Here is a 23,782-nt window from a genome sequence, read left to right on the forward strand (position 1 = left end):
GGCCCCGTCGTCGTCGGCGATGGCGGATCCGGCCTCGAACCTCGTCGGTCCGGGTTGTGCCGACTACGCGAAGCAGGTGCCGTCCGGTGCCGGTTCCGTCTCGGGCATGGCCGCCGACCCGGTCGCCACCGCGGCGAGCAACAACCCGCTGCTCACGACGCTGGTGAGCGCGGTGTCGGGCAAGCTCAACCCGAAGGTGAACCTGGTCTCGACGCTCAACGGCGCGGAGTTCACGGTGTTCGCGCCGGTCGACTCGGCGTTCGCGAAGATCGACGCCGCGACGATCGAGAAGCTCAAGACCGACGACGCGCTGCTGACCAAGATCCTGACCTACCACGTGGTTCCCGGCCAGATCACGCCGGACAAGATCGCGGGTGAGCAGAAGACCGTGCAGACCGGCACCGTCAAGGTCAGCGGCTCCGGCAACGCGATCAAGGTCAACGAGGCCAGCGTGATCTGCGGTGGTGTGAAGACCGCCAACGCCACGGTGTACCTGATCGACTCGGTCCTGCTGCCCGCCTGACATCTCCCGGGCGCGGGATCGCGACTCCGGGAACCGCGTCACCACGCGGTTCCCGGAGTTCCTCATGTCCGGCCCCCGTCAGTGCGTCCCAGGTGGACGGTCACGGTGCCGTCGAAAGCGAAGATGGCGTGGTTGGCGGGTTCGCGGATGACCGCCACGATCACGGCGTGCGGGTTCAGCGGACGCACCGCTCGCGTGATCAGGAAGGCGTCCAGGTCGTCCGGGACCGCGATGATGACGTGGTCGGCGAGGTCGGCGGCGGCGTCGTCGAGCGAGCACGGGTCACGTCCGTCCCCGGCGACCGCGTCGGCGCCGTTGGCCCAGGCCTCCGCCGCGGCGACGCAGTCGAGGTCCAGCACGGTCATCCGCGCGTCCGGTTGCACGGCCAGCGCGGCGTTGACGGCGTGACGCCCGGTGTCGCCGTAGCCGATGACGAGGATGTGAGCGGTCATTCCCGGGATTCGGTGCGGCACGCCCGCCGGATTGCGTCCGGTTCAGCGGAGGTCGACGGTGACGACGGGCGCACTCGTCGGACCCGGTGATCCCCCCGCGGGTTCGACGGTCAGCACCGCCTCGCCGGCCCCGCCCACGCCGGTGGCGAGCAGCGACACCACCTCGCCCGTCGCTCGCGCCGTCCCCGCCGACCGCGGGCCGTGCTCGTCGACCAGCCACAGCTGGTAGACGCGGTCGCCGGGCACGGGGCGCAGGCCGTCCGCCAGGAACAGCACCTGGTCGCGGCCGCGCGACACCGCCACCGTGCCCGTCCGGTCTCCCGCGGCGACGAGCCGCAGGTCCGGCGCCGCCAGCAGGTCACCGATCGGGGTGCGCGGCGACGAGGCCACCGGCATGACCACCGAAGCGGTCAACGCGCCGTGCGCTCCCGCCACCGCCGCGGCGGTCAGGCAGGCGGCCGCGAAGAGCGCACCCGCCCGCAGGAAGCCCTGGCGCCGGGACGACACGGTCACGGCTTCGGAGCCGGTCGGAACCTGCCGCACGAGCCGGACCGCCTCGAGGATCCGCCTCCTCGGGTCCGCCGGGGTGACGTGGTCGACGGCGCCGCCGAGCAGGGCCGCGGCCGCCACCAGTCCGGCCGACTCGTCCGCACAGACCTGGCACCGGCCCAGGTGTTCCTCGAACTCGGCGCGCTCGGCGTCGGGCAGCGCGCCGAGCGCGTGGGCACCGGTCAGCAGGTGCGGGTTCGTCGCACGCGTCGGTCCCGGTTTCACGCCTCTGATTCGAAGCCGTCCGATGACCGGATTGGCCTGGACCGGATCGGTCCCGAGATCACCGCCGCGGTGGCGTGGACCACGGCGGTTCCGACGGCGCCGGGGAAGCCGGTGAGGGCTCGACGGGAGCCGGTGAGGGCTGGACGGGAGCCGGTGAGGGTGGGGCGGGCGCCGGGGGAGCCGGTGAGGGCTGGGCCGGAGCAGGCGGAGCCGGTGGGGGCGGGGCGGGAGCCGGGGACGTGGCCGCCTCGGCAGGAGGCGCCGTCTGCCTCATCTGCCCGTCGCCGTGCCGGAAGCGTTCCTCGATCTCGGGCAACGGCCTCTCCGGCAGGTCGGCGTGGACCTTCGTCATGGCGTCGAACCACGTCCCGGCGGGTACGGTGCCGCCGTAGATGTTGCCCTCGGGGCACAGGCGGGGCGCGCCGTCGCCGATGCAGATGCCCTGGGGCGAGGTGCTGTCGTTGAACGCCTGCACGGCACCGGCGTAGTCCGGCGTGGCCCCCATGTAGGCCGCGGACTTGTACTCCTCCGTCGTGCCGGTCTTGCCCATCATCGGGCGCTTCCAGCCGACCTTGGCCGCCGCGGACGCCGCCGTGCCCTGGCCCTTGCTGTCCTCGCTCAGACCGACGGCCAGCGCGTTGGCGAGGGGTTCGGGCACCGCCTGCTCGCACGGCGGCTTGATCAGCTCGACGGGCTTGCCGTTGCGGTCCGACACCTTCTTGATCGGAGTCGGTTTGCACCACGTGCCGCCGCTCATGATCGTCGCGGCCACGTTGGCGAGCTCCAGCGTGCTCGACGGAGCCGGCCCCAGGGTGAAGGACGCGTTGCCGTTGCCCGCGTAGAACTGCGCCTGGTTGACGCGGAGGTCCTTGGGTCCCTTGGGGTCCGGCGGCACACCGGCGATGTTGGTCGCCATGGTCTTGCGCATGCCGAGCTTGGACGCCATGGTCACCACCGCCTCGAGGCCCGTCTTCTCCTCGAGGATCACGAACGCGGTGTTGGGCGAGGTCGCAAGCGCTTGGCGCAGGGGCATCTGCGGCGGGTAGCGGTCGTTGTGGTTGGACAGGCAGTACCAGTAGGTGTTCGGCTCACCCGTGGCCGGGCAGGACGTGGCGCCGCCCTTGAACACGCGTGAGGTGTAGGAGTTGGGGGAGGGGATCACGGTCTCGATGCCGATCCCCTTCTCCAACGCCGCCGCCGCGGTGAAGACCTTGTAGACCGAGCCGGTGCCGAACTTGTTCTCCACGCCGCTCGGCAGGTCGAACTGCGTCTCGAACTCCTCCTTGTTGAGGCCGTAGTCGCGGTTGGCCACCAGCGCCACGACCTCGTGCGCGTCCTTGCCGGGACGCACGATGGCCATCGTGTTCGCGACTCCCGGCGTGTTCTTCGGCGCCTGCGCCTCGACCGCGGCCTTGGCGTATTCGGTGATCTTGGGGTCCAGCGTGGTCTCGATCCGGTACCCGCCGATCTTCAGCTCCTCCAGGTTGAAGCCGGCCTCGGTCAGGTACTCGACGAGGAACGAGCAGAAGAACCCGTACGACGGCCCGGCGCCGACGCAGCCGGTCTGCAGCGTGCGCACCGGCTCCTGCAGCCCGAGCGGGGACGCCTTGTGCCGGTCCGCGTCGTCCTTGGACACCTTCCCGTCCGTCGCCATCGCGTCGATCACGAGGTTGCGGCGTTCGATCGCCTTGTCGGGCCGTGCCTCCGGGTCGAGGGCGGTCGGGCTGTTCACCATGCCGGCGAGCGTGGCGGCCTGGGGGACGGTCAGCTTGTCCGGCGTCGTGTCGAAGTACGCTTGGGCCGCGGCGGCGACACCGAAGATCGTCGACCCGAACGGCACGAGGTCGAGGTAGCGGGCCAGGATCTCGTCCTTGCTCAGCGCCGTCTCCAGACCCACGGCGATGCGGGCCTCACGCAGCTTGCGGGTGAGGCTCTGCTCCTGGGCCGCGCGCTGCGCGTTCTTGTCCGTGCGGGCGAGCACGTGCACGAGGTAGTTCTTCACGTACTGCTGCGTCAGGGTCGACGCACCCTGCTCCACCGACCCGCTCGCGTTGTTGCGGGCGGCGGCGCGCAGGGTGGCGAACCAGTCGACACCGTGGTGCTCGTAGAACCGGCGGTCCTCGATCGCGAACAGGGCGTCCTTCATGTGCGGCGAGATCTTGTCCGACGGCGTGCGCACCCGGTACTGGTCGTACAGGTACGCGATCGGCGTGCCGTCCTTGTCGGTCACCGTCGTCATCAACGGCGGTTCCGTGTTCAGGATCTGGGCCAAAGTGGACTTGACCTGATCGCTGATGTTGTTCGACAGCGCGCCGAGCGTCGCGGTGGCGGGGAAGAGGAGTCCGGCGACCAGCGCTCCGGCGAGCAGGCAGAGGCCCGCGAGCTTTCCCACGCAGTGCGCGATCCTCGAGCGGTTCACGACCACACTCCCCTCGCCGACGGTGGTCTCCGGCGGTTACCCGACGAATGCGCGATCAGGCGCCCGGTTCGAATGAACCGGACCGGTGAAATGCTCACCCGCTGTGCGAAAAAAGCATTCCAGTCACTCGCTCGTGTCAACCGGCCCGTGTCCGGTTTTTCCGTTCCTGGCACGGGTAGCTGCCCAACAGGACATCCACGCACCGGGGAGGAATCCAATGCCTTCGCTAGGAAGTGCCGGCTCTCGCGTCGTTCGCGCCGCCGCGATCGCGACCATCGTGAGCATGCTGATCCCTGCGCCCGTGCAGGCGGCGGAAGGCTCCGACGACCACTCCGCCGGTTCGCAGATCGCGAAGCACGAGGGTACGAGCGAGATGCTGCTGTCGCCACCGGAGCTCGGGGTGGGCCGGGTGGACGGGATCGACGTCAGCAGTCACCAGGGCGCCGTCGACTGGGGCCACTGGTGGCGCTCGGGCAAGCGGTTCGCCTACGTCAAGGCGACCGAGGGGACCACCTACCGCAACCCCAAGTTCACCCAGCAGTACAACGGGTCCGCTGCCGTCGGCATGATCAGGGGCTCCTACCACTTCGCCCTGCCGAACCGGTCCGACGGCGCGACGCAGGCCCGGTTCTTCGTGGCGAACGGGGGTGGGTGGTCGAAGGACGGCAGGACGCTGCCGGGGACGCTCGACATCGAGTACAACCCCTACGGCGGCGACATCTGCTACGGCCTGGGCCACCGCGCGATGGTGGGCTGGATCCGCAGCTTCAGCGACACCTACCACGCGCTCACCGGGCGCTGGCCGGTGATCTACACGTCGGCCCAGTGGTGGGACAGGTGCACGGGTCGCACCGGTGACTTCAGCTCCACCAACCCGTTGTGGCTCGCGAGGTACGCGGCGACGATCGGCCCGATGCCGTACCGCTGGCCGTTCCACACGTTCTGGCAGTTCACCTCGTCGCCGATAGACCAGAACATCTTCAACGGGGGCGCGGACCGTCTCGCCGCCCTGGCGACGGGATGAGCCGATGTCCGCCCCGGTGCGCAGGTCCGAGCTGATCATGCTGGTCTTCCTCGGCGTGGTGTTCGCGGTGTCGTCGACCGTCGTGGTGGCGTCCGTGGCCCACATCAGGAACATCGGCCTGACCGTCGAGGGCCTCGAGGACGGCGCGGTGCTGCGGGCCTCGGCGTTCCGCGGCATCAGCATCGGGACGGACGACGAGGACAGCCTGGAGCGGGTGGAGGTCTTCGTGGACGACGCCGCGGTGACCCCCCGCCGCGACGGGGAGAGGTTGCTGCTCGACGGGTTCGTGCCGACCGAGGGCAGGCACCTGCTGATCGCCCGGGTCCGCAGCGCCACGGCGTTGGTCGTGGACGCGGTGGTGGACCACGAGTTCACGATCGACAACACGGCGCCCTCTCTCGCTGTGCGGCACATACGATCCGGCGGACCACGCGCACCGGTCGTCATCAGGGGCACCGCCGACGGCGCCGAGCTCGTGAGGATCGGGCACATTCGCGCCCACGTCGACAACGGCGTCTTCACGGCCGTCGTCGCGTCGGCGCCCGCGACGATCTTCGTGGAAGCACGCGACGCGGCGGGCAACTCGGCAGGACGGCACGTGGTGGTGCCGGTGTCCCGTCCCGCCGTGCGCACGGAACACGTGACGGTGGAGGACTGGGCGTCCCCGCCGGCGCGGGAACGCGTGCTCGCGATGGCGCGCCGGGGCGAGATCGACGCCGTCCGGCTCGACGTCAAGGACGAGACCGGGCAGGTGGCCCATTCCTCCCGGGTCGCCCTGGCCCAGCAGATCGGCGCGGTGAACAGCAGGTACGACCCGCGCGCCGCCGTCGACGAGCTGCACCGCGCCGGGGTCCGCGCGGTCGCGCGAATCGTCGCGTTCCACGACCCCGTGCTCGCTCGGGCGTCCGCGCGGTCCGGCATGCGCGACCACCTCGGGGACACCACGCTGACCCTCACGAACTCCGCTCATCCCGAGGTCCGCGGCTACGTCGTGGCACTGGCGCGCGAGGCCGCGTCGCTCGGCTTCGACGACGTCCTGCTCGACCACTTCGGCAGCGAGTCCGATGTGGACTTCCTCGCCGAGGTCCGGGACGCCGTGCGCGCGGCGGGAGCGTGCTTCGGCGTCGTCGCGGCGGACGGCGCGGACGTTCCGGCCGACTTCGTCGTCCCCGCCGGGCGCTGACGCTTCGCGACCACCCCTCACCCGATGTGGTCGAACCCGGTTCCGCCGCGTGCGCGGTGCGGGCGCGGGGGTACCAGTCGGTGAACCGATCGGCTGGAGTCCCAGGAGGACGGCATGAAAACCAGGACCACCGCACTGGCCGCGTTGATCGCCGCGATTCCGCTGGTGCTCGCGCCGGCGGCGGCGAACGCCATCGCGTGCTACGGCGACTTCAGCGACACCGTCGGCAAGCTGACGGAGATCACGCGCGAGGAGTTCATGTCCCGCGTGTGCCAGGCGAAGCTCCAGCCCGGCACAGACCGCCGCGACGTGCGGGAGCTGACCGACGTCGTGCTCCCGGAGGCGTTGTCCGGCCTCGGGAGCATGGAGATGATCTACGAGCGCGCCAAACCCGTCGTCGACGACGTCGTCGAGAAGTGCTACTCACCGGCCGACCACTGCGGCCCGGACGCCGTCGGGAAAGCCGTGCGGTGCATGAAGGAGGAGCTGCCCGGCATGGCCATGAACGCGCTCGGCCCGGACGCGCTGGCCGGCAGCTGCGAGGGCCTCGAGGCCGCGGCGGCCACGGATCCGCAGGCGTTGCGCGAGCGTGCGCGCACCGCGGCCGAGTCGTACGTCGCCTACCTCCGCCAGAACTGACCTCCGGCACGGACCGAGGCGCGCCGGGACCACCCGGCGCGCCTACGCGCTTTTCCGCTCACGGGTGACCACGGCCTGCGCCGTCTCGGCCGCGTGGTGCATCGCCTCGGCGAACAAGGCCATGCGCCCCAACGACTCCACTTGTTCGGAGAGAGCGTCCTCCTCGGACGCCGGATCCAGTTCCGCGTCGGCGATGGCGCCGACGATCGACGCGGTCGCGGCCGCCATCCGCCGCGCCAGGGACGTGAGGGCGAGCAGGACGTTCTGCGCCTGCTCGGAGCTGATCGGGACGGGGTGCCCGTCGCCGCCCGAGATCCGACCCAGGTGGGCGTCCCAGGTCCAGGCGGCGGCGCACAACGCGTCGACGAACGGTTGCCAGACGACATCGCCGGCAGAGGAGTCGTTCACGCGCCACCTCCAGGTGAGATGACCTGCGTGTACCCACCCGATCGCGTTTTGCGCCTCCCTCCGTGGAAGAAAGCCGGTCGGGTTACCCGTGACTGGACGTTGATGACGGTCCGTGAGGAATTCACTAGAGCGGGTGCTTGCGCGTTCAAGAATGTCTGACAGACCTCCGCGCGGGTACTGCCACCTGGACAGCTACCGACGAACGTTCAGGAAAGGACACCCGTCATGGCCATGGACGACTTCCTGGACGACGGTCACAGGACCTTCGGCACGCAGATGTTCGGGTACGACCGCCGCGAGGTCGACGAGGAGTACGCCCGGCTGGAGCGCCAGCTCGAACTGGCCTGCGCCGACCGCGACGCGGCGCTCGAAACGGCCGAGGAGCTCACCCGTCACCTCGAGGAGGCCCGCACGGAGCTCGCGGAGTACCGCGCGATCCACGCGGGACACGACAAGGACAACGCCGTCTCCGGGTGCATCCGGTACCTGCTGCACGTCGCCCGGCGCAAAGCGGACGGGATCGAGGCCGAGGCCAGGACGCGGGCCGAGGAGGCCGAGCAGCGCGCCGAGGAGGCCGCCGGCCGCCAGGCCCGCCTGCTGGACGAGGCCGAGCAGGAGACCCAGCGGCGGCTGGCCGAGGCGGGCCGTCGCGCGCGGGAGATCGTCGGCGAGGCGCTGGAACGGTCCCGCGTCCTGCTGTCCGACCTCGGTGAACGGCAGCGCCTGCTGGAGCAGTGGTACGCCGAGATCGCCGCCGTGCAGGAGATGCCGCTGCCGAGGAGCCCGGAGCCCGCGGCCGTGGAGGCGGCGTCGAGCACACCGAGCGTGACGCTATGACCGCCCTCGCCCACAGGTCCGCGCTCACCACCGCGACCTGCGTGCTCGTGGACGTGCGCGACTGCGGCGTCACCGGGGTCCACTGGGCCGCCGCGTGCGCGGAGGCCCTGGGCATCGGCCTGGTCGTGCAAGCCACCGAGGACGACCCCGCCCACGCCGAGGTCGCGGCGCTGCTGGCCGAACGACCCGGCCTGCCCGTCCACGTCGAACGCCACGAGTGTTCCCCGCCCGCCCGCTGGGAGGGCGCGCTGGTGGTCATCTCCCGGCAGCAGGCTCTGGCCATGCCCCCGATCGCCGGTGGCGACTGCCGCGACGTCGTCGTGGTGAGGGGGAACCCCGCCGCGATCGCGGGCCGGTTCGGCATCGTGACCGCCGTCCTCGACAGCGTCGGCAGCGAGGGCGTCCTGCAGCGCGCGACGACCTTGTGCCGTGCACGGGGAGCGACACGCCTGCGCGTGCTGCCCCACCCGTGCCCGAAGCCGGGCGACTCGCTCGACGCCGCCGCGGACCTCGTCCACGCCGCATGCCCGGACGTGATCGTCGAACTGGTGCACGTGTCCAGGTCCGTGGCCGAGGAGACGCGGCTGTTCCCGAGCGACCTGCTCGTGGTGTCCGGCCGGGAACGCGGGCCGGGAGAGGGCCTGCAACCGGCGGCGAGGGCGGCGCTGCACCACGCGCCCTGCCCCGTGCTGTTCAGCTGCTCGTGACCGGGGGAGTGCCTCATGACCGTCGGAAGAATCGTCGTGTACGTCTTCGCCGCGGCACTCGCCGGGGTGACGATAGGACTGCTGAAGATCTGGCCGCAGCCGGAGACGACCTCGCAGGAGCAGGCGCGCGTGCCCGTCCCGGCGGCCACGATCTCGGTGCGGACGGTGCCCCCGCCTTCCTCCTCCGCGCCACCGTCGTCGTCCGCCCCGGCACCGCAGCCGGCGCTCGTCGCCCAGACCGCGCCCCGTCCGGGACCGGAGCTGCCGCCCGGGGTCGCGGTGCGCGAGGAGGGCGAGGGCTGGTGGCGGACCATCGCGGGCACCACGGCCCAGTTCGGCGGGGGAACCGTCCACACGTACTCCGTCGAGGTCGAGCAGGGAGCCGTGCTGCCGAGCGCGCACGAGCCCTTCGCCGCGACGGTCGACTCCGCGCTCGCCGACCCGCGCGGGTGGACGGCGACGGGCGGCGTCGCCTTCCGCCGGGTGGACGTCGCCGAACCGGACGTGCGGATCAGGCTCACGGCGACTCAAACCGCCCGTGCCACCTGCGGGTTCGAGCTGCCCTACGACACCTCCTGCTACATCGACGGCGTCATCTACGTGAGCGCGCCCCGGTGGTTCCGCGGCGCCGAGTCGTTCGGGAGCGACCTGGAGGGCTACCGGCGCTACCTCATCAACCACGAGATGGGCCACTTCCTGGGCCACGGCCACGAGTTCTGCCCCGCCGAAGGCGCACCCGCGCCCGTGATGATGCAGCAGACCTTCTCCGTCTCCAACGACGAGCTGGCGCGGGTCACCGCCAGGACGCCGCAGGGCCTGACCGTTCCCCGCGACGGCAGGACGTGCACCGCGAACCCGTGGCCGCACCCGGAGGTGACCAGGTGAAGATCGCGATGATCTCGTTGCACGGCAACCCGTTGACCGCGCTGCGCGACCCCGACGCCGCCGGACGGCGCCTGCACGTGGCGAAGCTGTCCGAGGAGCTGCACCGGCTGGGGCACGAGCTGTCGATCTACACCCGCCGGACCGACCCGCGCCTGCCGGAACGGGTCCTGCTCGCCGACGGGTTCGAGGTGGTGCACGTCCCGGCCGGTCCGGCGGAGGCCCTCGACCAGGACGGCGTCGTGCCGCACACCGGGGAGTTCGTGAAGGCCCTGACCATCGAGTGGGCGGCCGGCCCGCCGGACCTCATCCACGCCCACCACTGGACCTCCGGCCTCGCGGCCGTGCTCAGCGCGCGCCGCACCGCGATCCCGATCGTGCAGAGCTTCCACGGGCTCGGGGGAGCGGACTCCGCCGACATCGAGCGGCTGGTCGCCCGTGGCGCCACCGGGGTGGTCGCGACGTCCGCCCAGGAGGCGGGCGAGCTGGTCCGGCTCGGCGTGCGGCGGTCCAGGATCTCGACCGTGCCGTGGGGGGTGGACACGTCCGTCTTCACACCGGGCGGACCGGCCACCGCGCGCACCGGGAGGTTGCGCGTCCTCGTCACCGCGGACCTCGCCCCGGACGACGGCGTCGACGACCTGATCGTCGCCCTCACCGCGGTGAGCCACACCGAGCTCGTGGTCGTCGGCGGTCCTCCGCGGCGCTTCCTCAAGGGCAACGCCGAGTACGAGCGCCTGTGCGAGCTGATGGCCCGCAACGCCGTCGCGGACAGGGTCAGCGTCATCGGCCGGGTACCGCACTCGGAGATGCCCTCGCTGATCCGCTCCGCGGACGTGGTGGCGTGCCCGCGGCGGCGTCCGTCGTTCGGGATCGTCGCGCTCGAGGCGATGGCGTGCGGGGTGCCTGTGGTGGCGTCGGCGACCGGTGGCCTCGCCGAGTCCGTGGTGCACCAGGTGACCGGGCTGCTCGTCCCGCCGCACAACCCCACGCTGCTGGCGCGGGCCCTGCGGGCGCTCCTGGGCGACGAGGTGCGGCGCCAGGCGCTCGGAGCGGCGGGCCAGGACCGCGTCACCATCCGGTACGGGTGGGACCGCGTCGGCCTGGACGCGGTCCGCGCGTACGAGCACGCGACCGGGCCCGAGGTGATCACCGCTCAGCGCGGGCCCGCGCAGGTCTACACCCGCCTGCGCCGGCCGCTCGTGCGCGACGAGCCGGCGGGGTGACGCCAAGGCCTCACCTCGGTCGCGCGGCGTTCCCGGCCGTCCATCGCGCCGCCTCACCCCCTGTCGCGGCGCAGGTGGCGCGTTCGTAGACCGCGATCGCCTCCCCCGCGAGCCGCCGCCTCGAGTACCGGCCCAGGACGCGGTCGCGGGCGGCCGTGCCGAACTGCTCCCTGCGCGTCTCGTCGGACAGCAGGGCCTTCACCGACCGCGCCAGCCGCAGCACGTCCCGCGGCCCGACCAGCACCCCCGTCACCCCGGGCAGCACGACATCGCTCAGGGCGCCCACCGCCGTGGCCACCACCGGCACCCCGCACGCCATCGCCTCCAGCGCGGCCATGCCGTACCCCTCGGCGAGCGGCGCGCACACCGCGACGTCGGCCGACCTCAGCACCGCCGGGCGGTCCCCGCGCCGCACCGCGCTCGTGTCCACCAGCTCCACGTTGTCCACAGTGGACAAGACCGCGCCGATCGCCGCCGCGCTGCCGTGATCCAGTTCCCCGGTGAGCAGGACGCGCATCCGCCCGTCGTGGAACTCGACCGGCCCCTCGGGCGTGAAGAAACCGGGGTCGACGCCGCTGGGCACCACCGACACGTGCGCCCGCCGCACCCCGGACTGCCACAGCTCCACCGCCTCGGCGGAGCTCGTCGCGACGATCCGAGCGGCCCGCCGCGCGATGAGTCCCTCAGCCGTCGTCCGCAGCCCGGCCTCGGCGCCACCGAGGCCGTGGTAGGAGTGCACCACCGGGATGCGCAGGCGGTGCGCCCCGACCACCGAGACCAGTCCGGAAGTCCAGTGGTGCGCGTGCACGACGTCGGGCGGACGCCTCCGCCACCGCCCGGCGACGAACTCGGCGAAGTCACCGAGGTGGGCCGCGAGCTCGTCGTCCCCGAGCACGCGTTCCGGTCCTACCGGAACGTGCACGACCTGGTATCCCTCAGGGCTGCTGACCGTTTCACGCGACGCGGCATCCTCTCGTCGCGTGTAGACGACCACGTCGTGCATCGACGCGCTCAACCCCGCGCACAGCTCCGCCACGTGCGCGGCCTGCCCAGCGCTTTCGGAGAGCGGACTTGCCTGCGCGGACAACATCGCTATTCGCATTCGCCCGATCGCGTCCTCGGTCACCGGTGCGATTCCGAACTGCCGGCTCAACTCGACCGGGTCCGGTGATGAATGCGTCCGACCGTATTGGGTGCCGGTCGATCCGACAAACGCAAGCGTTCTGTTCCCGCCTCCCGCTTCGCGGCGGGTCTGCGTTCGCCCGATGGCCGATGTCCACCCGCCGAGGGCCGGGGTGGAGGGAACGCCAGCTTTGGCCCGAGTGTGCCGGAGTGCGGTGAAAACGCTGCTCAGAGAGGGTTGAACGACAGCGGCCGGGCTGCGTTGCTCCTCGTGGTGAGGCATCGCTGTGACCAGAACTAGCAGGTCTCGGGGCCGGGTTCGGACGTAGTGCGGGCGAGATCTTCACTCCAAAGCAGGGTGCGCGCCAGGCGTTCGTCGTATATCCCCAGCTCACGCGCCAAAAACGGCTAAACGTGAGCGGTGCAGCATCACTCGAAAGCGTGGTTCGAGCGTTGTGCGCGCCGTCGGGGTGCCGTTCCCGATTTTGTGCGAACCAGCTGTCTCGATACGGTCCCCTCGGGCTTGCCGCCGGTATCTGTCGGCGAAGCAATCCTTTCCCGGATTCAATGAAGGAGATTTCTGTGCTGAAGAAGGCAGGGGCGGCCGTCGCTATCGCGGGCGCCTTCCTCGGTTTTGGTTCCACGGCGCTGGCCGATGCCCCTGAGCTGGACATCACCGACCAGGTCGGCCTCGTCAACCTGAACGAGTCCGAGGTGCTCAGCGACATCAACGCCTGCTTCATCGACGTCAACGTCATCGCGGTGCCGGTGCTGTCCGGCAACGACACCGGCCTCTGCGCCAACCCCGACGAGAAGTGACGTGAGGTGGGGAACGGAGCCAGGCAGGGGTGCCGGCGCCGTTCCCCGCTCGTGCACGCGCAGATCACCACCTGGCTCCCGAGGAGAGAACGTCATGCTGAAGAAAGCTTTTGCCGCGGTCGCCGTCGGCGCGGGTTTCCTGATGATGGGCACGCCCGCGTTCGCGACGCAGGGTGACGCGATGGACGAACTGACGGACCTCGCGTCGAAGTTCGAGCACAACCACCAGGTCGGCCTCATCAACATGGAGAACTCCGAGCTCCTCAGTGACATCAACCTCTGCCACATCGATGTGAACGTCCTCGCGGTGCCGGTCCTCTCCAACAACGACAACGGCTCGTGCTCCAACCCGGACATCGAGGTCGAGGCCTCCTACGAGGACGACTCGGACCACTGACCGCCGGACCTCCACCCGCGGCCGTGGTGGTGGTTCGGACACGCCGGCGCACCCCGAGATCGTCAGTGCCAGGGCGGGATGGCGATCGCGTCCGTCGTGTCTTGCTCGACCGCGCAGCGCCCCGTCGGTTCTGGCGGGGCGCTGCGCGGCGTTGCGGGTCAGACCACCAGCCGCCGCTTGGCCCACGCAGGACGTGCAGCCGAACTGGATGAGCCCGCCTCGTTGGCCGAACCGCGGATGAGCAGGCACTTGCCGCTGTTCGGGTTCTGCACCCGGTAGGCGGCCGACGCCGTCATTGCGAGCGCCACCGGACCAGCCTTCTCCGAAATAACGGTGCCGCCGAGTCCGCGCCGGCGGGATGGGCGGCCCGATCGCGGCGAGCGCTGCTCCGAGAATCGCGATCAGTGCTCGTATTTCGCACGCTGCACTGCCTGCTCGGAGAACAGCACCGGTCAGGCGTCGAGCCGCACCAGCACGCGCAGCGTCGTGCCCTGGTCGGAGGTGTGCACGCGCACCAGGTCGGCCAGGTCGTGGATCATGAGCAGACCCCGCCCGCCGATCTGGTCGAGAGGTGCCGGACGACGACCGGCGAGCGGATCCGCGAAGCGCCCCTCGTCCCGCACCTCGCAGACGAGGTGGCCGGATTCCCGCCAGAGGCGCGACCGGCAGGCCCCACCGCCGTGCAGGACGCCGTTCGTGACCAGCTCGGTGACGATCAGCTCGACCTCGGCCACGCGGTCGTCGGTCAGGCCGAGGCCCCGGGCGAAGACCGCCGCCTGCCGCCGGGCAGGGGACACGTCGTCCAGCACGGCGACGAAGAACTCCTCCGCGAACTCCTCCGCGCCGCCGTCCGTACGATCGTCGAGGGGCAGGTTGTAGCGGTCCACCACGACGTCCGGCGCGTACTCGGCGCTGGTGCGGCGGCCGTCCGGCTCCCACAGCAGCGGGTGGGTGGCGCGGGCGTCGGCGATGACCTCGCCGGACAGGCGCGCGGTGTCGTAGGGGCAGGCGATGGTGACGTCACGGCCGGCGAACGCCAGGTTGATCAACGCCTCGTGCTGCGCGCAGGCGGGGTACTCGACCTCGGTGCGGCCGGGCCAGATCGGCTCGCCGATGATGCGCACGTGCCCTTCGGGGTGGGCGTCGGCGAACCGGCGCAGCACGGCGGCGATGATCCGGCCGGGGTTGCGGCCCGCGTCCTGCATGTCGATCAGCGTGACGTCGCCCGCCTGGTCACCGAGCGCGGTGCGCAGGAGGTCGAGCCGTGGTCCCGGCACCGCCACGGCCACGGGCTGACCCGCGGCGAGCCCATCGGTGATGAACGGCACGAGTGAGGCGAGGTACTCCCGGTCGGTCGCGTAGAACACCGCGGGGTGGATGAAAGCCCCGGTGGCCGGGGCGGTGTGCGAAGCGGTCACGACGTCAGTTCCACCCGCACGTTCACCAGGTCCAACGCCCGGACGATCCGGACGGCGCCGGGCCACCTCGTCTGCAGCGACAGGGTCGCTCCGCTGCGGCGTGCCTGCGCGGAGAGCCGGAGCAGGCCGTTGTGCTCGAGGAACGTCAGCCCGGTCGCGTCGACGACCAGCTCACCGTCCACCGGACGCGGGTCGGCGCGGTCGAGTGCCTCGGCGAACGCCTCCTGGGAGGTGCTGTCCACCTCGCCGCCCAGCGCGGCGGCGCATCCGGCGCGATCGGTCCCGTGCAGGCGGAACCGGACGTGGTCCGCGTTGGTGCTCGGGTGCATGCAGGCGACCTGCGCGATCGCTCCACCGGTGAGCCGGCGGCTGTCGTAGGCGCACATCGCGGAGAACGGGTGGGCGGCGATGTAGCGGTCGATGAGGTGCTCGTACGTCGCGAACGCGGCCCGCTGCTCCGGGCTGCCGACGAGTGCGGTGCAGTCCGCCGCGACCCGCAACCCGGTGAAGCCGTCCGCGAGGGCCTTCTCCGTCGCGGCCGCGTACACGAGCACCTGGGCGGCGGGGTCGACCACCGAGCCGACCGGGTAGACGTCGTCCAGGGAGACGACCTCGGCGGACCCGTCGCGCAGGGCTGCCCCGAGCACGCTGACGCCGGTCAGCTCGTCGCGCAGCCGGTCGGCGTCCCCGGTGCCGATGTAGCGCACCGCCTGGCCCAGCTCGAGCCCCTCGGCGAGGAACTCCAGGGCGTGGTCGCGGAACTGGGCGCGGTCGTCAAAGCTCCAGCACACGTGGTCGTGGAGACCGAAGCCCCGCACGTTCTCAACCACCCCGGATCGCCGCATCCCCTCCAGAATAGACCCGGCGGAGGGGATGCAGAAGCGCGGACCCGCCGCAGGGGCCCGGTCATCCCCGGACCGAGTCCACCAGGGCCGTCACGGCCGGGTGCCACTCGCGACCGGCCGGACCGCTGAGGACCAGGCTGCGCACCACGCGTTCCCGCAGGGGCACCATGACCAGGCCGGCGGGCAGCATCGACGCCACCAGGCCCGGCACGAGGGACACGCCGACGCCCGAGCGGACCATGGCGAGCAGCGTGCCCAGCTCGCGCACCCGGTGCCGCGGGGCGAACGGGTGGCCCGCGTGCGCCTGCCGCACGTGCCGTTCGCAGCCCCCGCGCGAGAGCAGGAACGGGTCGTCGGCCAGCTCCGCGACGCCGATCCGGGGCTGACCCGCCAGCGGGTGGTCGTCGCGCAGGAGGGCGTGGAAGGCGTCCTCGCCGATCCGCGCGCCCCGGCCGGCCGGCGGGTCGACCAGGACCGCCGCCTCGACCGTGCCACCGGCGAGCCACTCCGCCACCTCGTCGTCCTCGCCCTCGAACACCCTGACGTCGACCCGGGGGAACTCCGCCCGCCACCGCGTCAGCAGGTCCGGCAGCAGGCCTTGGCAGACGGTCGGCGGTGCCGCGAGCCGGATCGTCCCCCGAGCACCGCCACGGCGCCGTTCGGCGAGGGCGGTGATCGCGGCCGACGCGGTCACGGCGGCACGGGCGTGGGCCAGGAGCTCTTCCCCGAACGAGGTGGGCGTGCTCCGTCCGCGCCGGGAGAGCACGGGGTGGCCCAGCGAGCGCTCCAGCGACGCGACGGCGTGCGAGACCGCCGACTGCGTGATGCCCAGCGCGTCCGCGGCCGCACCGAACCCGCCCTCGTCGACCACCGCGAGGAACGCCCTGAGCTGGGCGAAGTTCAACGTCATGAGTGTCTCTCATGCTCCATCAATCGGCACTTGTTGGACTCATGATGCCTCGCCCGTGATTCTCGCGCCGTGGGGTCTACTGGGAAGTTCGTGCTGCTGTCCGCGATCTGGGGCAGCAGCTTCGCGTTGATCGAGGTGGCGGTGGACGCGGGCGTGCCGCCGGTGCAGGTGGCGCTGGCCCGCTGCCTGTTCGGTGCTCTGGCGCTGGGCGCGATCTGCGTGGCGCAGAGGGCGGCTGTACCGCGCGACCCGCGGACCTGGGGGCACGCCGCGGTGGTCGCGGCCCTGCTCAACTCGGTGCCGTTCACGCTGCTCGCCTTCGGGGAGTCCCGGGTGGACTCCGTGCTCGCGGGCGTGCTGAACGCGACCACGCCGCTGACGACGCTGGCGTTCGCGCTCCTGGTCGTGCCGGGGGAGCAGGTCACGAGGACACGGCTCGCGGGGCTGCTGCTCGGGTTCTGCGGGGTGCTGGTGCTGCTCGGGGTGTGGCGCGGCCTGGACGGGGACGTGCTGACCGGCGGCCTGGCCTGCCTGGGCGCCACCACCTGCTACGGAGCCGGGTTCGCCTACACCCGGCGCTTCCTGTCCGGCGTGCCCCACCGGGCGAGCGCCCTGTCCGCCGTGCAGATCACCTGCGCCACCGTGCAACTGGGCCTGGCCGCACCTCTGCTGTCGGGACCGCCGTCCTGGCCGGGGACGTCCGCCGCGCTCGCGCTGCTGGTGCTGGGCGCGATCGGCACGGGCTACGCGTACGTGCTCAACCTCGACCTGATCAGGGAGGCCGGCCCCACGGTCGCGGCCACGGTCACCTACGTGACGCCGCTGTGGTCCACCGCGCTCGGCTACTTCCTGCTGGCCGAGCCGGTGGGGTGGCACACCCTGGCCGGAGGGGGCGTGGTCGTCGGCGCGATCCTGCTCGCCCGGCGGCCCGTCAGAGACCGCTCGGGAACGTCTCCGGTTCCCGGGCGTCGGCCCGGCGCCCGTGCAGGGGACTGAGCGCACGGGTCCCGTCGAACCAGAGGAACGCGTCGTACCGGCCGCCGAGCCTGGTGGGCAGGTAGTTGCGCACGCGGTCGTGCGCCGGGTCGTAGACGACACCGATGGCGCGGTGGGGGAGCTCGGCGGTGAGCAGGCCGGGCCGGTCCTCGCGGGGGAAGTCCAGCAAAGCCTGCTCGGGCGCGGTGTCGTGCAGCACGTGCTCCAGCGAGCCGGGGCGCGCGGCCGGCACGGGCATCTCGCGCAGCGGGGCGCCCCAGGAACTCCCCGCGACGACCGTGCCGTGGTGGCTGCCGAACCCGATCAGGGCGACCCGGTCCTCACCGTGGCGTTCCCGGGCGAGCCGGCCCAGGGTGGTGGTGCCGGACGCCGCCATGCTCGTGGCACGGGAGTCGCCGACGTGGGTGTTGTGCGCCCACACCACGGCCCGCGACCCGGCGCCGTGGTGGGAGAGCAGCCGGTTCAGGGTGTCGTCCATGTGGTGCTCGCGGATGTTCCAGGACTCCGGTCCGCCGGCCATCATCGCCCGGTAGTAGCGCTCGGCCCCGGCCACGACCTCCGCGTTCTGCCACGCCCCGAACGCGGAGGCGTCCCAGGCGTGATCACGCAGGCGGACCAGCAGGTCGACCACCTCGTTCTCGCAGCTGACCGGGACGAACCGCGTGGCCAGCGCGTAGTCCCGCACGCTCTCGCCGAAGGGCTCGAAGCACCGGTAGGCGGCCAGCGCCGCCGGCACCTCCTCGGGATCGTGCTCGCGCAGGTGCACCACGACCTCGCGCAGCGACTCCCACAGCGAGTACACGTCCAGGCCGTGGAAGCCGACCCGTCCGTCCACAGCGGCGTTGTGCGCACGCAGCCAGCGGGCGAAGTCGAGGACCTCCTCGTTGGCCCACATCCACGTCGGCCACCGGTCGAACGCCAGCAGCGCGGTGCGGGGGTCCTCCGCCGACCGCCGCACCGACCGGTCCACCCTGGCGCAGTCGGGCCAATCTCCCTCCACGGCCACGAAGGAGAAGCCCTTCTCGGTGATCAGCCGCCGGGTGAGGGCAGCGCGCCACCGGTAGAACTCGTGGGTGCCGTGGCTGGCTTCGCCGATCATGACCACGCGCGCGTCCCCGACGCGGTCGACGAGGTCGTCGAAGTCGCCGGGACCGGTCAGCGGCGAGCAGAGTGCCGCGACGTCGTCCCCGAAGCGGTGCCTCATCGGCTTCGGCTACCCGTCCGGGCACCCGCCTAGACTGCGGGCGTGGAGAAGCCCCGGTGGACCGCCGACGACCTCCCCGACCTGACCGGTCGCACCGTCGTGGTGACCGGCGCGGCCAGCGGGGTGGGCCGCGGCACGGCCACCGCCTTCGCCGCGGCGGGAGCCCGCACGGTGCTCGCGGTGCGCGACGTCGCCGCCGGTGCACGGGCGGCGGCCGCGATGTCCGGGACCACCGAGGTCCGCGAGCTGGACCTGGCGAACCTCGCGTCGGTGCGCGCGTTCGCCGACGGCTGGCGGGGTGAGATCGACGTCCTGGTCAACAACGCCGGCGTGGCGATGACCCCGCACGGTCACACGGCCGACGGGTTCGAGCTGCAGTTCGGCACCAACCACCTCGGCCACTTCGCGTTGACCAACCTGCTGCTCCCGTCGATCACCGACCGCGTGGTGACCGTGGCGTCCGGCGCGCACAAGGCGGGCGTGCTCGACCTCGACGACCTCGACTTCGCCCGTGCCGGCTACAACCCGGTGAAGGCGTACGGCCGGTCGAAGCTCGCGAACCTGCTGTTCACCCTGGAACTGGATCGCCGCTGCCGCGAGGCCGGGTCGTCCGTGCGCGCGTTGTCCTCGCACCCCGGCTACACGGCGAGCAACCTGGGCACCAGGGGCCGCAACCGGCACCTGGTCAAGATCGTGCACATCGCCGGGCGCCACCTCGCGCAGACCGAGCGGCAGGGCGCGCTGCCGTCGCTGTACGCGGCGACCCAGGACCTGCCGGGCGCGAGCTACGTCGGCCCGGACGGGCGGTTCGAGCTGCATGGCCACCCGGCGCTGGTCGGGCGGTCGGCCGCGGCCAGCGACCCGGTGGTGGCGCGGCGGCTGTGGGAGACGTCGGAACGGCTGACCGGGGTGAGCTTCCCGCTGACCGCGAAGCCCTGACCACGGCGTTCGCTTCAGTTCCGCGACTCCCCGCGGCTCTTGCGGTAGCTGGAGAAGAGCGCGACACCGCTGGCGAGGGCGACCAGCCCGAAAGCGGCGCTGATGAAGAGGCTCAGGCCGAAGGCCTGGGTGACGACGTTGGCCGCGAGGCTGCCGGCCAGGAGCACGGCGAGCAGGGCGCGGTTGCGGGCAGGCGTGGAGTTCGGTTCGTTGTTCATGGGAACGACCGTAGTTTCGACCACCGGTGGGGCCGATACCGCAGACTTCCGTGAATCAGGTGGAGCCTGCTCCACCCCGGTCGTGCTGTTCGATGTCGGAACGCCAGCCGCGCGTGGCCACCACGCCCACCACGACGGTCAGCGCCTCAGCGAGCACACCGACGGACCAGGCCACCCAGAACCAGGGTCCACTTGCGAACGAGGCGACGTAGATCGTCGAAAGCGCTGGAACGACCACGAAGGCCAGGATGATCGGCAGGTCGAACCTGACCATCCCGTTCGCGAGACCCGTGCGGCTCAACGCTTCCACCCTGACGAACTCTTCCCAGCGCAGAGCACGGCTCCACGACACGTGTCGTCTGATGTCCGGCGCCAGCTCGTTCTTGATGTACTTCCCGATCGTCGCGATCGCGAAGTGGTGGTCGAAGTAGAGGACGCCGAAGATGCAGGCCAGTATCGGCAGCAGGAGCAGCACCGGCCGTCGCGCGGCATCCGAGAAGGCGATGGTCCCGATCGCCGCGGTGGCCACGAGGCTCAAGTTGAGCAGGCCGTGCTGAGCGGAGGAGCGCCCGGCGATCTCGGCTCTGAGCGCGTTGAACTCGGCGATCGCCACGTCAAGGCGCTCGGACGGCCCCACCTCGCTCGCTTCCACCGCTCCCGCCCTCCCCGGCCGGTTCCGCACCCCGGGACAGCGTTCCGGTTCGTGCTCCCCCCGGATAGCGGGCAACCCGGTGAAGCCGAGGGCCGAGCCGTCTGCGACTTCCGCTGTGACCGGCACGACTCCGGCCGCGCGAACGGCCGTTTTTTGTCGGTGCCGTCCGGACACTGCAAGGGTGAGCACCTCGACACCGCTGCTGAGCCCGACCCGGATCTACGTGGAGCCCGCCGCCGCGCTGCTGCCGCGGGGCCGCGAGGTGCTCGACAGGTTCCCCGACGCCGACCGGGTCGAGGTCGACAGCCACTGGCGCATCCCCGAGCTGCACGGCGACGAGGCCAACGCCCAGCGGTGGGTGCGGATCAAGCGCGAAGCGCTCGTCCTCGGCGTGAAGAAGTCCCTGAGCGCGCGGCCCAACGGCCGCTCGGCGCACTTCATCGCCCCGTCCACCGCCAACGGGTGCGCGATGGCCTGCGCCTACTGCTACGTGCCGCGGCGCAAGGGCTACTCGAACCCGATCACGGTGTTCGCGAACATCGAGCAGATCACCGGCTACCTGGCCCGCCACGCCGCCCGGCAGGGCCCGCTGACCGAGCCCGGCCAGATCGACGACCAAGCGTGGGTCTACGACATCGGTGAGAACTCCGACTGCTCGGTGGACGCGCTGGTCAGCGACAACGTGCGGGACCTGGTGAGCCTGTTCCGCGACCTGCCCACCGCCAAGGCGTCGTTCGCGACCAAGTACGTCAACCGCGACCTGCTGGACTGGGACCCGCGGGGCCGCACCCGCGTCCGGTTCTCGCTGATGCCCGAACGCACCGCGAAGCTGCTCGACATCCGCACGACCCCGATCGCCGAGCGCCTCGCCGCCCTCGACGACTTCCGCGCCGCCGGCTACGAGGTGCACGTGAACTTCAGCCCGGTCGTCGTCCACGACGGCTGGCTCGACGACTGGCGCGTCCTGCTGGAGTCGCTCGGGGACGCGACCTCGTCCGCCACCCGCGACCAGCTGGCCGCCGAGGTCGTCATGCTCACCCACAACCAGCCGTTGCACGAGGTCAACCTGCGCTGGCACCCGCGGGCCGAGGACCTGCTGTGGCGGCCGGACCTGCAGGAGGTCAAGCGCAGCGAGGGCGGCGGGGTCAACGTCCGCTACCGGCGGGGCCTCAAGCGGGAGCTCCTCGACTCCTTCCTCGCCCTCGTCGCCGAACACGCCCCCTACCTGCGCGTCCGGTACGCCTTCTGAACGGCGGTCAGTGCGAGATCAGCGTCGCCCACTCCTCCTCGTCGAACGTGCCGGACAGCGTGTAGGGCCGCTGTGGCGTGACCGGTGCTCGCCGGGCGCCCAGGCCGCCGATGTCGAACGGGCGGTCACGGGTGTGCTGCACGCGGACCTCCGCGATGACGGGGAGGTAGGGGTACGTGTCGTGCAGTCCGCGCAACGCGCCGAGCACGCGGTCCGCGACCGCGTGCGTCGTCTGGGGTGACGTGCCCGGCAGCACGAGCACGAACTCGTCGCCGTTGAGCCTCGCGGCGCGGTCGACGGGACGCAGGTGGACGCGGAGCACGTCGGCGATGTTGTTCTCCGTGTGCACCGCCGCGCTCGGACCGTGGACGTCGACGAAGTCGCTCAGCCCCGGCACGCGGATCACCACGAGCCCCAGCCGCACGGTGTCCGCCAGCTGCCTGCCCAGCCACGCGTTGACCGAGTCCACGGTGTGCAGGCCGGTCCACGGGTCGAGCGCGTCCCGCATCTCCTCGCCGGCGCGCGACGCCGAGAGCTCCGTCGCGTCCCGGGCTGTCACGAGTTGTGACGCCAGGTGCCGCAACGCCGCTTCCGCGCGGCGTTCCACCTCGCCGGCGGGAGGCGCCGTGATGCCGTTCAGCACCGAGTCGAAGCGCCTGCGCACGTCCGGCGGCATCCGGTCGCCGAGCGCGTCGCGCAACCGGACCGCCTCCGCGTACGCCTCCTCCCGCCGGAACGCCCACCTGCCCTGGAACAACCTGCTCGCCTCGAGGGTGCTGCCACCCGGATCCAGCTCCTCGAGGTCGGTCGCCACGACGTAGGCGCCGAAGGTCGGGGTGAGCACGACCACCGACCACTCCCGGGCCAGCTCCTCCCCGGAGCGCAGCAGGACGGGCGTGACACCGGCCGGCAGGTCGGGCCGCACGTCGGACACCACGCCGACGACCGTCACCGACGCCAGCGCCCCGATCCGGCGGTACACCTCCGCTTCCCGCAGGAAGTAGGGCAGCCGCTGGAACAGCGCGAGGACGATCGCGGGCTCGGCCCGATCACCCGCCAGCGCCGCCCGTTCCACGGCGTGCGACGCGACGACCAGCGTCCTCTTCGACAGCAGGCCCGCCCGCACCTCGGTGTTCGGGAATGCCACTGATGAGCTCCTGTTCGCCTGCCCGCACGACGATCTCGAAACTAGAACCTCCGATCGACGCGACCAACTGCACAAACGGGTGACAGGCCGGGGCTTGACTGCCGGCTCATGTGATCGGCGGCATCGCCGAAGCAGGCGGCCTCTACGGTGATGCCGTGGCCGACACCCGACAACGCCTGATCGACGGCGCGATCGAGACCATCCGCACGCACGGCCTGACCGGCACCACGGCGCGGAGCATCGCGGCCACCGCCGGGGTGAACCAGGCGCTGGTCTTCTACCACTTCGGCACCGTCCACGACCTGCTCCAAGCCGCGTGCCTCGCCGCCACGCGGGCGAGGGTCGAGCTGTTCGCCGAGCGCCTCGAGCACGTCACCGACCTGCGTCAGCTCCTCGCGCTCGGCCGCGCCCTGCACGACGAGGAGCGCGCCGAGGGCAACGTCATGGTGCTCGCCCAGCTGCTGGCCGGCGCGCAGACCGATCCCGATCTCGCCGAGGCCACCGCCGCGTCGCTGCGGTTGTGGATCAGCCCGATCGAAGGTGCCCTGACGAGGCTGCTGGCCGGCTCGCCGGTGTCCGAGCTGGTCGACACGCCGGGTCTCGCACGGGCGGTGAGCGCCGGGTTCATCGGGCTGGAGCTGTACGAGGGTGTCGACCCGGACGGGGCGAAGGCGGCGCTGGACTCCCTCGACCGGCTGGCGGTGCTCGTCGAGGTGGTGGACGACCTCGGACCGGTCGCGGTCCGCGCCTTGCGCGCCAAGCTCCGCAAGACGGCCAAGAACCGCAGGTAGA

Annotated in this window: 27 protein-coding genes; 14 read left to right on the plus strand and 13 right to left on the minus strand. The window is 71.7% G+C overall.

Annotation, left to right across the window (positions count from 1 at the left end):
• Positions 1 to 523: fasciclin domain-containing protein (locus BLQ91_RS38415; protein WP_143023064.1), on the plus strand; the 523-nt coding region annotated here is incomplete at its 5' end.
• Positions 524 to 585: 62 nt separating this feature from the next.
• Here BLQ91_RS38415 and BLQ91_RS38420 read toward each other — a convergent pair.
• Genes BLQ91_RS38420 through BLQ91_RS38430 form a run of 3 tightly spaced genes read right to left on the minus strand, consistent with a single transcriptional unit; the run spans position 586 to position 4,168 of the window.
• The gene (locus tag BLQ91_RS38420) at positions 586 to 975 is read right to left on the minus strand and encodes an NAD-binding protein (protein WP_090105340.1); all 390 of its coding nucleotides are present in this window, start codon (positions 973 to 975) and stop codon (positions 586 to 588) included.
• 42 nt (positions 976 to 1,017) lie between these two features.
• Entirely contained in the window at positions 1,018 to 1,749 is a 732-nt protein-coding gene (locus BLQ91_RS38425) for an anti-sigma factor (protein ID WP_176960192.1), read from the minus strand.
• A 58-nt stretch (positions 1,750 to 1,807) separates the two neighbouring features.
• Positions 1,808 to 4,168, minus strand: a complete 2,361-nt coding sequence (locus BLQ91_RS38430; protein WP_245734280.1) for a transglycosylase domain-containing protein — start codon at positions 4,166 to 4,168, stop codon at positions 1,808 to 1,810.
• Between the two features lie 283 nt (positions 4,169 to 4,451).
• Here BLQ91_RS38430 and BLQ91_RS38435 point away from each other — a divergent pair, with 283 nt between their 5' ends.
• The 3 genes from BLQ91_RS38435 to BLQ91_RS38445 all read left to right on the plus strand — a co-directional run bounded on the left by BLQ91_RS38435 (position 4,452) and on the right by BLQ91_RS38445 (position 7,014).
• Positions 4,452 to 5,192, plus strand: coding sequence for a lysozyme (locus BLQ91_RS38435; RefSeq protein WP_245734281.1), 741 nt, complete (start codon positions 4,452 to 4,454; stop codon positions 5,190 to 5,192).
• 4 nt (positions 5,193 to 5,196) lie between these two features.
• Positions 5,197 to 6,375, plus strand: a complete 1,179-nt coding sequence (locus tag BLQ91_RS38440) for a putative glycoside hydrolase (protein ID WP_090105343.1) — start codon at positions 5,197 to 5,199, stop codon at positions 6,373 to 6,375.
• A 114-nt stretch (positions 6,376 to 6,489) separates the two neighbouring features.
• Entirely contained in the window at positions 6,490 to 7,014 is a 525-nt protein-coding gene (locus BLQ91_RS38445; protein ID WP_090105344.1) for a hypothetical protein, read from the plus strand.
• 42 nt (positions 7,015 to 7,056) lie between these two features.
• Here the strand turns inward: BLQ91_RS38445 and BLQ91_RS38450 are convergent, their stop codons facing one another.
• On the minus strand, positions 7,057 to 7,422 hold the full coding sequence (locus BLQ91_RS38450) for a hypothetical protein (RefSeq protein WP_090105345.1): 366 nt from the start codon (positions 7,420 to 7,422) through the stop codon (positions 7,057 to 7,059).
• A gap of 225 nt (positions 7,423 to 7,647) precedes the next feature.
• Between BLQ91_RS38450 and BLQ91_RS38455 the strand changes: the two genes are divergently transcribed.
• From BLQ91_RS38455 to BLQ91_RS38470, 4 genes are read left to right on the plus strand one after another with little or no spacing between them, the layout of a single operon-like run.
• Positions 7,648 to 8,259, plus strand: coding sequence for a hypothetical protein (locus BLQ91_RS38455; RefSeq protein WP_090105347.1), 612 nt, complete (start codon positions 7,648 to 7,650; stop codon positions 8,257 to 8,259).
• Positions 8,256 to 8,966: a hypothetical protein gene (locus BLQ91_RS38460; RefSeq protein WP_090105349.1), complete on the plus strand. Its 711-nt coding sequence runs from the start codon at positions 8,256 to 8,258 to the stop codon at positions 8,964 to 8,966. Before BLQ91_RS38455 ends, BLQ91_RS38460 begins: the two co-directional genes overlap by 4 nt.
• A 15-nt stretch (positions 8,967 to 8,981) precedes the next feature.
• Complete coding sequence (locus BLQ91_RS38465) at positions 8,982 to 9,851, plus strand: DUF3152 domain-containing protein (protein WP_090105351.1); 870 nt, start codon at positions 8,982 to 8,984, stop codon at positions 9,849 to 9,851.
• The gene (locus BLQ91_RS38470) at positions 9,848 to 11,074 is read left to right on the plus strand and encodes a glycosyltransferase (RefSeq protein WP_090105410.1); all 1,227 of its coding nucleotides are present in this window, start codon (positions 9,848 to 9,850) and stop codon (positions 11,072 to 11,074) included. Before BLQ91_RS38465 ends, BLQ91_RS38470 begins: the two co-directional genes overlap by 4 nt.
• A 10-nt stretch (positions 11,075 to 11,084) precedes the next feature.
• On the opposite strand, the gene BLQ91_RS38475 is transcribed toward BLQ91_RS38470, so the two are convergent.
• Positions 11,085 to 12,200, minus strand: coding sequence for a glycosyltransferase (locus BLQ91_RS38475; RefSeq protein WP_245734283.1), 1,116 nt, complete (start codon positions 12,198 to 12,200; stop codon positions 11,085 to 11,087).
• A 578-nt stretch (positions 12,201 to 12,778) separates the two neighbouring features.
• Between BLQ91_RS38475 and BLQ91_RS38480 the strand changes: the two genes are divergently transcribed.
• Entirely contained in the window at positions 12,779 to 13,015 is a 237-nt protein-coding gene (locus BLQ91_RS38480) for a hypothetical protein (protein WP_090105353.1), read from the plus strand.
• 94 nt (positions 13,016 to 13,109) lie between these two features.
• A complete protein-coding gene (locus BLQ91_RS38485; protein WP_090105355.1) occupies positions 13,110 to 13,412 on the plus strand; it encodes a hypothetical protein in 303 nt (100 codons plus the stop codon).
• Positions 13,413 to 13,570: 158 nt separating this feature from the next.
• Here the strand turns inward: BLQ91_RS38485 and BLQ91_RS41930 are convergent, their stop codons facing one another.
• The 4 genes from BLQ91_RS41930 to BLQ91_RS38500 all read right to left on the minus strand — a co-directional run bounded on the left by BLQ91_RS41930 (position 13,571) and on the right by BLQ91_RS38500 (position 16,585).
• Entirely contained in the window at positions 13,571 to 13,720 is a 150-nt protein-coding gene (locus BLQ91_RS41930) for a hypothetical protein (protein ID WP_176960193.1), read from the minus strand.
• 144 nt (positions 13,721 to 13,864) lie between these two features.
• Positions 13,865 to 14,830 carry a sensor histidine kinase gene (locus BLQ91_RS38490; protein WP_090105357.1) on the minus strand — a complete coding sequence of 322 codons (966 nt, stop codon included), beginning with the start codon at positions 14,828 to 14,830 and terminating at the stop codon, positions 13,865 to 13,867.
• A complete protein-coding gene (locus BLQ91_RS38495; protein WP_090105359.1) occupies positions 14,827 to 15,675 on the minus strand; it encodes an MEDS domain-containing protein in 849 nt (282 codons plus the stop codon). The genes BLQ91_RS38490 and BLQ91_RS38495 overlap by 4 nt, the downstream gene beginning before the upstream one ends.
• Before the next feature lie 61 nt (positions 15,676 to 15,736).
• The gene (locus BLQ91_RS38500; protein WP_090105361.1) at positions 15,737 to 16,585 is read right to left on the minus strand and encodes a LysR family transcriptional regulator; all 849 of its coding nucleotides are present in this window, start codon (positions 16,583 to 16,585) and stop codon (positions 15,737 to 15,739) included.
• Between the two features lie 69 nt (positions 16,586 to 16,654).
• Here BLQ91_RS38500 and BLQ91_RS38505 point away from each other — a divergent pair, with 69 nt between their 5' ends.
• On the plus strand, positions 16,655 to 17,581 hold the full coding sequence (locus BLQ91_RS38505; RefSeq protein ID WP_090105363.1) for a DMT family transporter: 927 nt from the start codon (positions 16,655 to 16,657) through the stop codon (positions 17,579 to 17,581).
• On the opposite strand, the gene BLQ91_RS38510 is transcribed toward BLQ91_RS38505, so the two are convergent.
• Entirely contained in the window at positions 17,517 to 18,785 is a 1,269-nt protein-coding gene (locus BLQ91_RS38510; protein ID WP_090105365.1) for an erythromycin esterase family protein, read from the minus strand. The genes BLQ91_RS38505 and BLQ91_RS38510 overlap by 65 nt on opposite strands.
• 42 nt (positions 18,786 to 18,827) lie before the next feature.
• Here BLQ91_RS38510 and BLQ91_RS38515 point away from each other — a divergent pair, with 42 nt between their 5' ends.
• The gene (locus tag BLQ91_RS38515; RefSeq protein WP_090105367.1) at positions 18,828 to 19,724 is read left to right on the plus strand and encodes an oxidoreductase; all 897 of its coding nucleotides are present in this window, start codon (positions 18,828 to 18,830) and stop codon (positions 19,722 to 19,724) included.
• Positions 19,725 to 19,738: 14 nt separating this feature from the next.
• Here BLQ91_RS38515 and BLQ91_RS38520 read toward each other — a convergent pair whose 3' ends face one another.
• Entirely contained in the window at positions 19,739 to 19,942 is a 204-nt protein-coding gene (locus BLQ91_RS38520) for a hypothetical protein (RefSeq protein ID WP_090105369.1), read from the minus strand.
• Positions 19,943 to 19,997: 55 nt separating this feature from the next.
• Positions 19,998 to 20,594, minus strand: coding sequence for a hypothetical protein (locus BLQ91_RS38525; RefSeq protein ID WP_090105371.1), 597 nt, complete (start codon positions 20,592 to 20,594; stop codon positions 19,998 to 20,000).
• 181 nt (positions 20,595 to 20,775) lie between these two features.
• Here BLQ91_RS38525 and BLQ91_RS38530 point away from each other — a divergent pair, with 181 nt between their 5' ends.
• Positions 20,776 to 21,843, plus strand: coding sequence for a spore photoproduct lyase family protein (locus BLQ91_RS38530; protein ID WP_218130570.1), 1,068 nt, complete (start codon positions 20,776 to 20,778; stop codon positions 21,841 to 21,843).
• 7 nt (positions 21,844 to 21,850) lie between these two features.
• Here the strand turns inward: BLQ91_RS38530 and BLQ91_RS38535 are convergent, their stop codons facing one another.
• Complete coding sequence (locus tag BLQ91_RS38535) at positions 21,851 to 22,990, minus strand: sensor domain-containing diguanylate cyclase (protein ID WP_090105373.1); 1,140 nt, start codon at positions 22,988 to 22,990, stop codon at positions 21,851 to 21,853.
• Positions 22,991 to 23,145: 155 nt separating this feature from the next.
• Between BLQ91_RS38535 and BLQ91_RS38540 the strand changes: the two genes are divergently transcribed.
• Positions 23,146 to 23,781 carry a TetR/AcrR family transcriptional regulator gene (locus tag BLQ91_RS38540; RefSeq protein WP_090105416.1) on the plus strand — a complete coding sequence of 212 codons (636 nt, stop codon included), beginning with the start codon at positions 23,146 to 23,148 and terminating at the stop codon, positions 23,779 to 23,781.
• Position 23,782: the final 1 nt, after the last annotated feature.

Origin of the sequence: Lentzea jiangxiensis, from assembly GCF_900104175.1 — a bacterium.
Lineage (GTDB): Bacteria > Actinomycetota > Actinomycetes > Mycobacteriales > Pseudonocardiaceae > Lentzea > Lentzea jiangxiensis.

Coding starts and splice junctions, on each gene's coding strand:
- BLQ91_RS38440 (WP_090105343.1), top strand. CDS start 5,197: ATGTCCGCCCCGGTGCGCAGGTCCGAGCTGATCATGCTGGTCTTCCTC.
- BLQ91_RS38465 (WP_090105351.1), top strand. CDS start 8,982: ATGACCGTCGGAAGAATCGTCGTGTACGTCTTCGCCGCGGCACTCGCC.
- BLQ91_RS38495 (WP_090105359.1), bottom strand. CDS start 15,675: ATGCGGCGATCCGGGGTGGTTGAGAACGTGCGGGGCTTCGGTCTCCAC.
- BLQ91_RS38500 (WP_090105361.1), bottom strand. CDS start 16,585: ATGACGTTGAACTTCGCCCAGCTCAGGGCGTTCCTCGCGGTGGTCGAC.
- BLQ91_RS38510 (WP_090105365.1), bottom strand. CDS start 18,785: ATGAGGCACCGCTTCGGGGACGACGTCGCGGCACTCTGCTCGCCGCTG.
- BLQ91_RS38445 (WP_090105344.1), top strand. CDS start 6,490: ATGAAAACCAGGACCACCGCACTGGCCGCGTTGATCGCCGCGATTCCG.
- BLQ91_RS38520 (WP_090105369.1), bottom strand. CDS start 19,942: ATGAACAACGAACCGAACTCCACGCCTGCCCGCAACCGCGCCCTGCTC.
- BLQ91_RS38455 (WP_090105347.1), top strand. CDS start 7,648: ATGGCCATGGACGACTTCCTGGACGACGGTCACAGGACCTTCGGCACG.
- BLQ91_RS38435 (WP_245734281.1), top strand. CDS start 4,452: ATGCTGATCCCTGCGCCCGTGCAGGCGGCGGAAGGCTCCGACGACCAC.
- BLQ91_RS38460 (WP_090105349.1), top strand. CDS start 8,256: ATGACCGCCCTCGCCCACAGGTCCGCGCTCACCACCGCGACCTGCGTG.
- BLQ91_RS38485 (WP_090105355.1), top strand. CDS start 13,110: ATGCTGAAGAAAGCTTTTGCCGCGGTCGCCGTCGGCGCGGGTTTCCTG.
- BLQ91_RS38420 (WP_090105340.1), bottom strand. CDS start 975: ATGACCGCTCACATCCTCGTCATCGGCTACGGCGACACCGGGCGTCAC.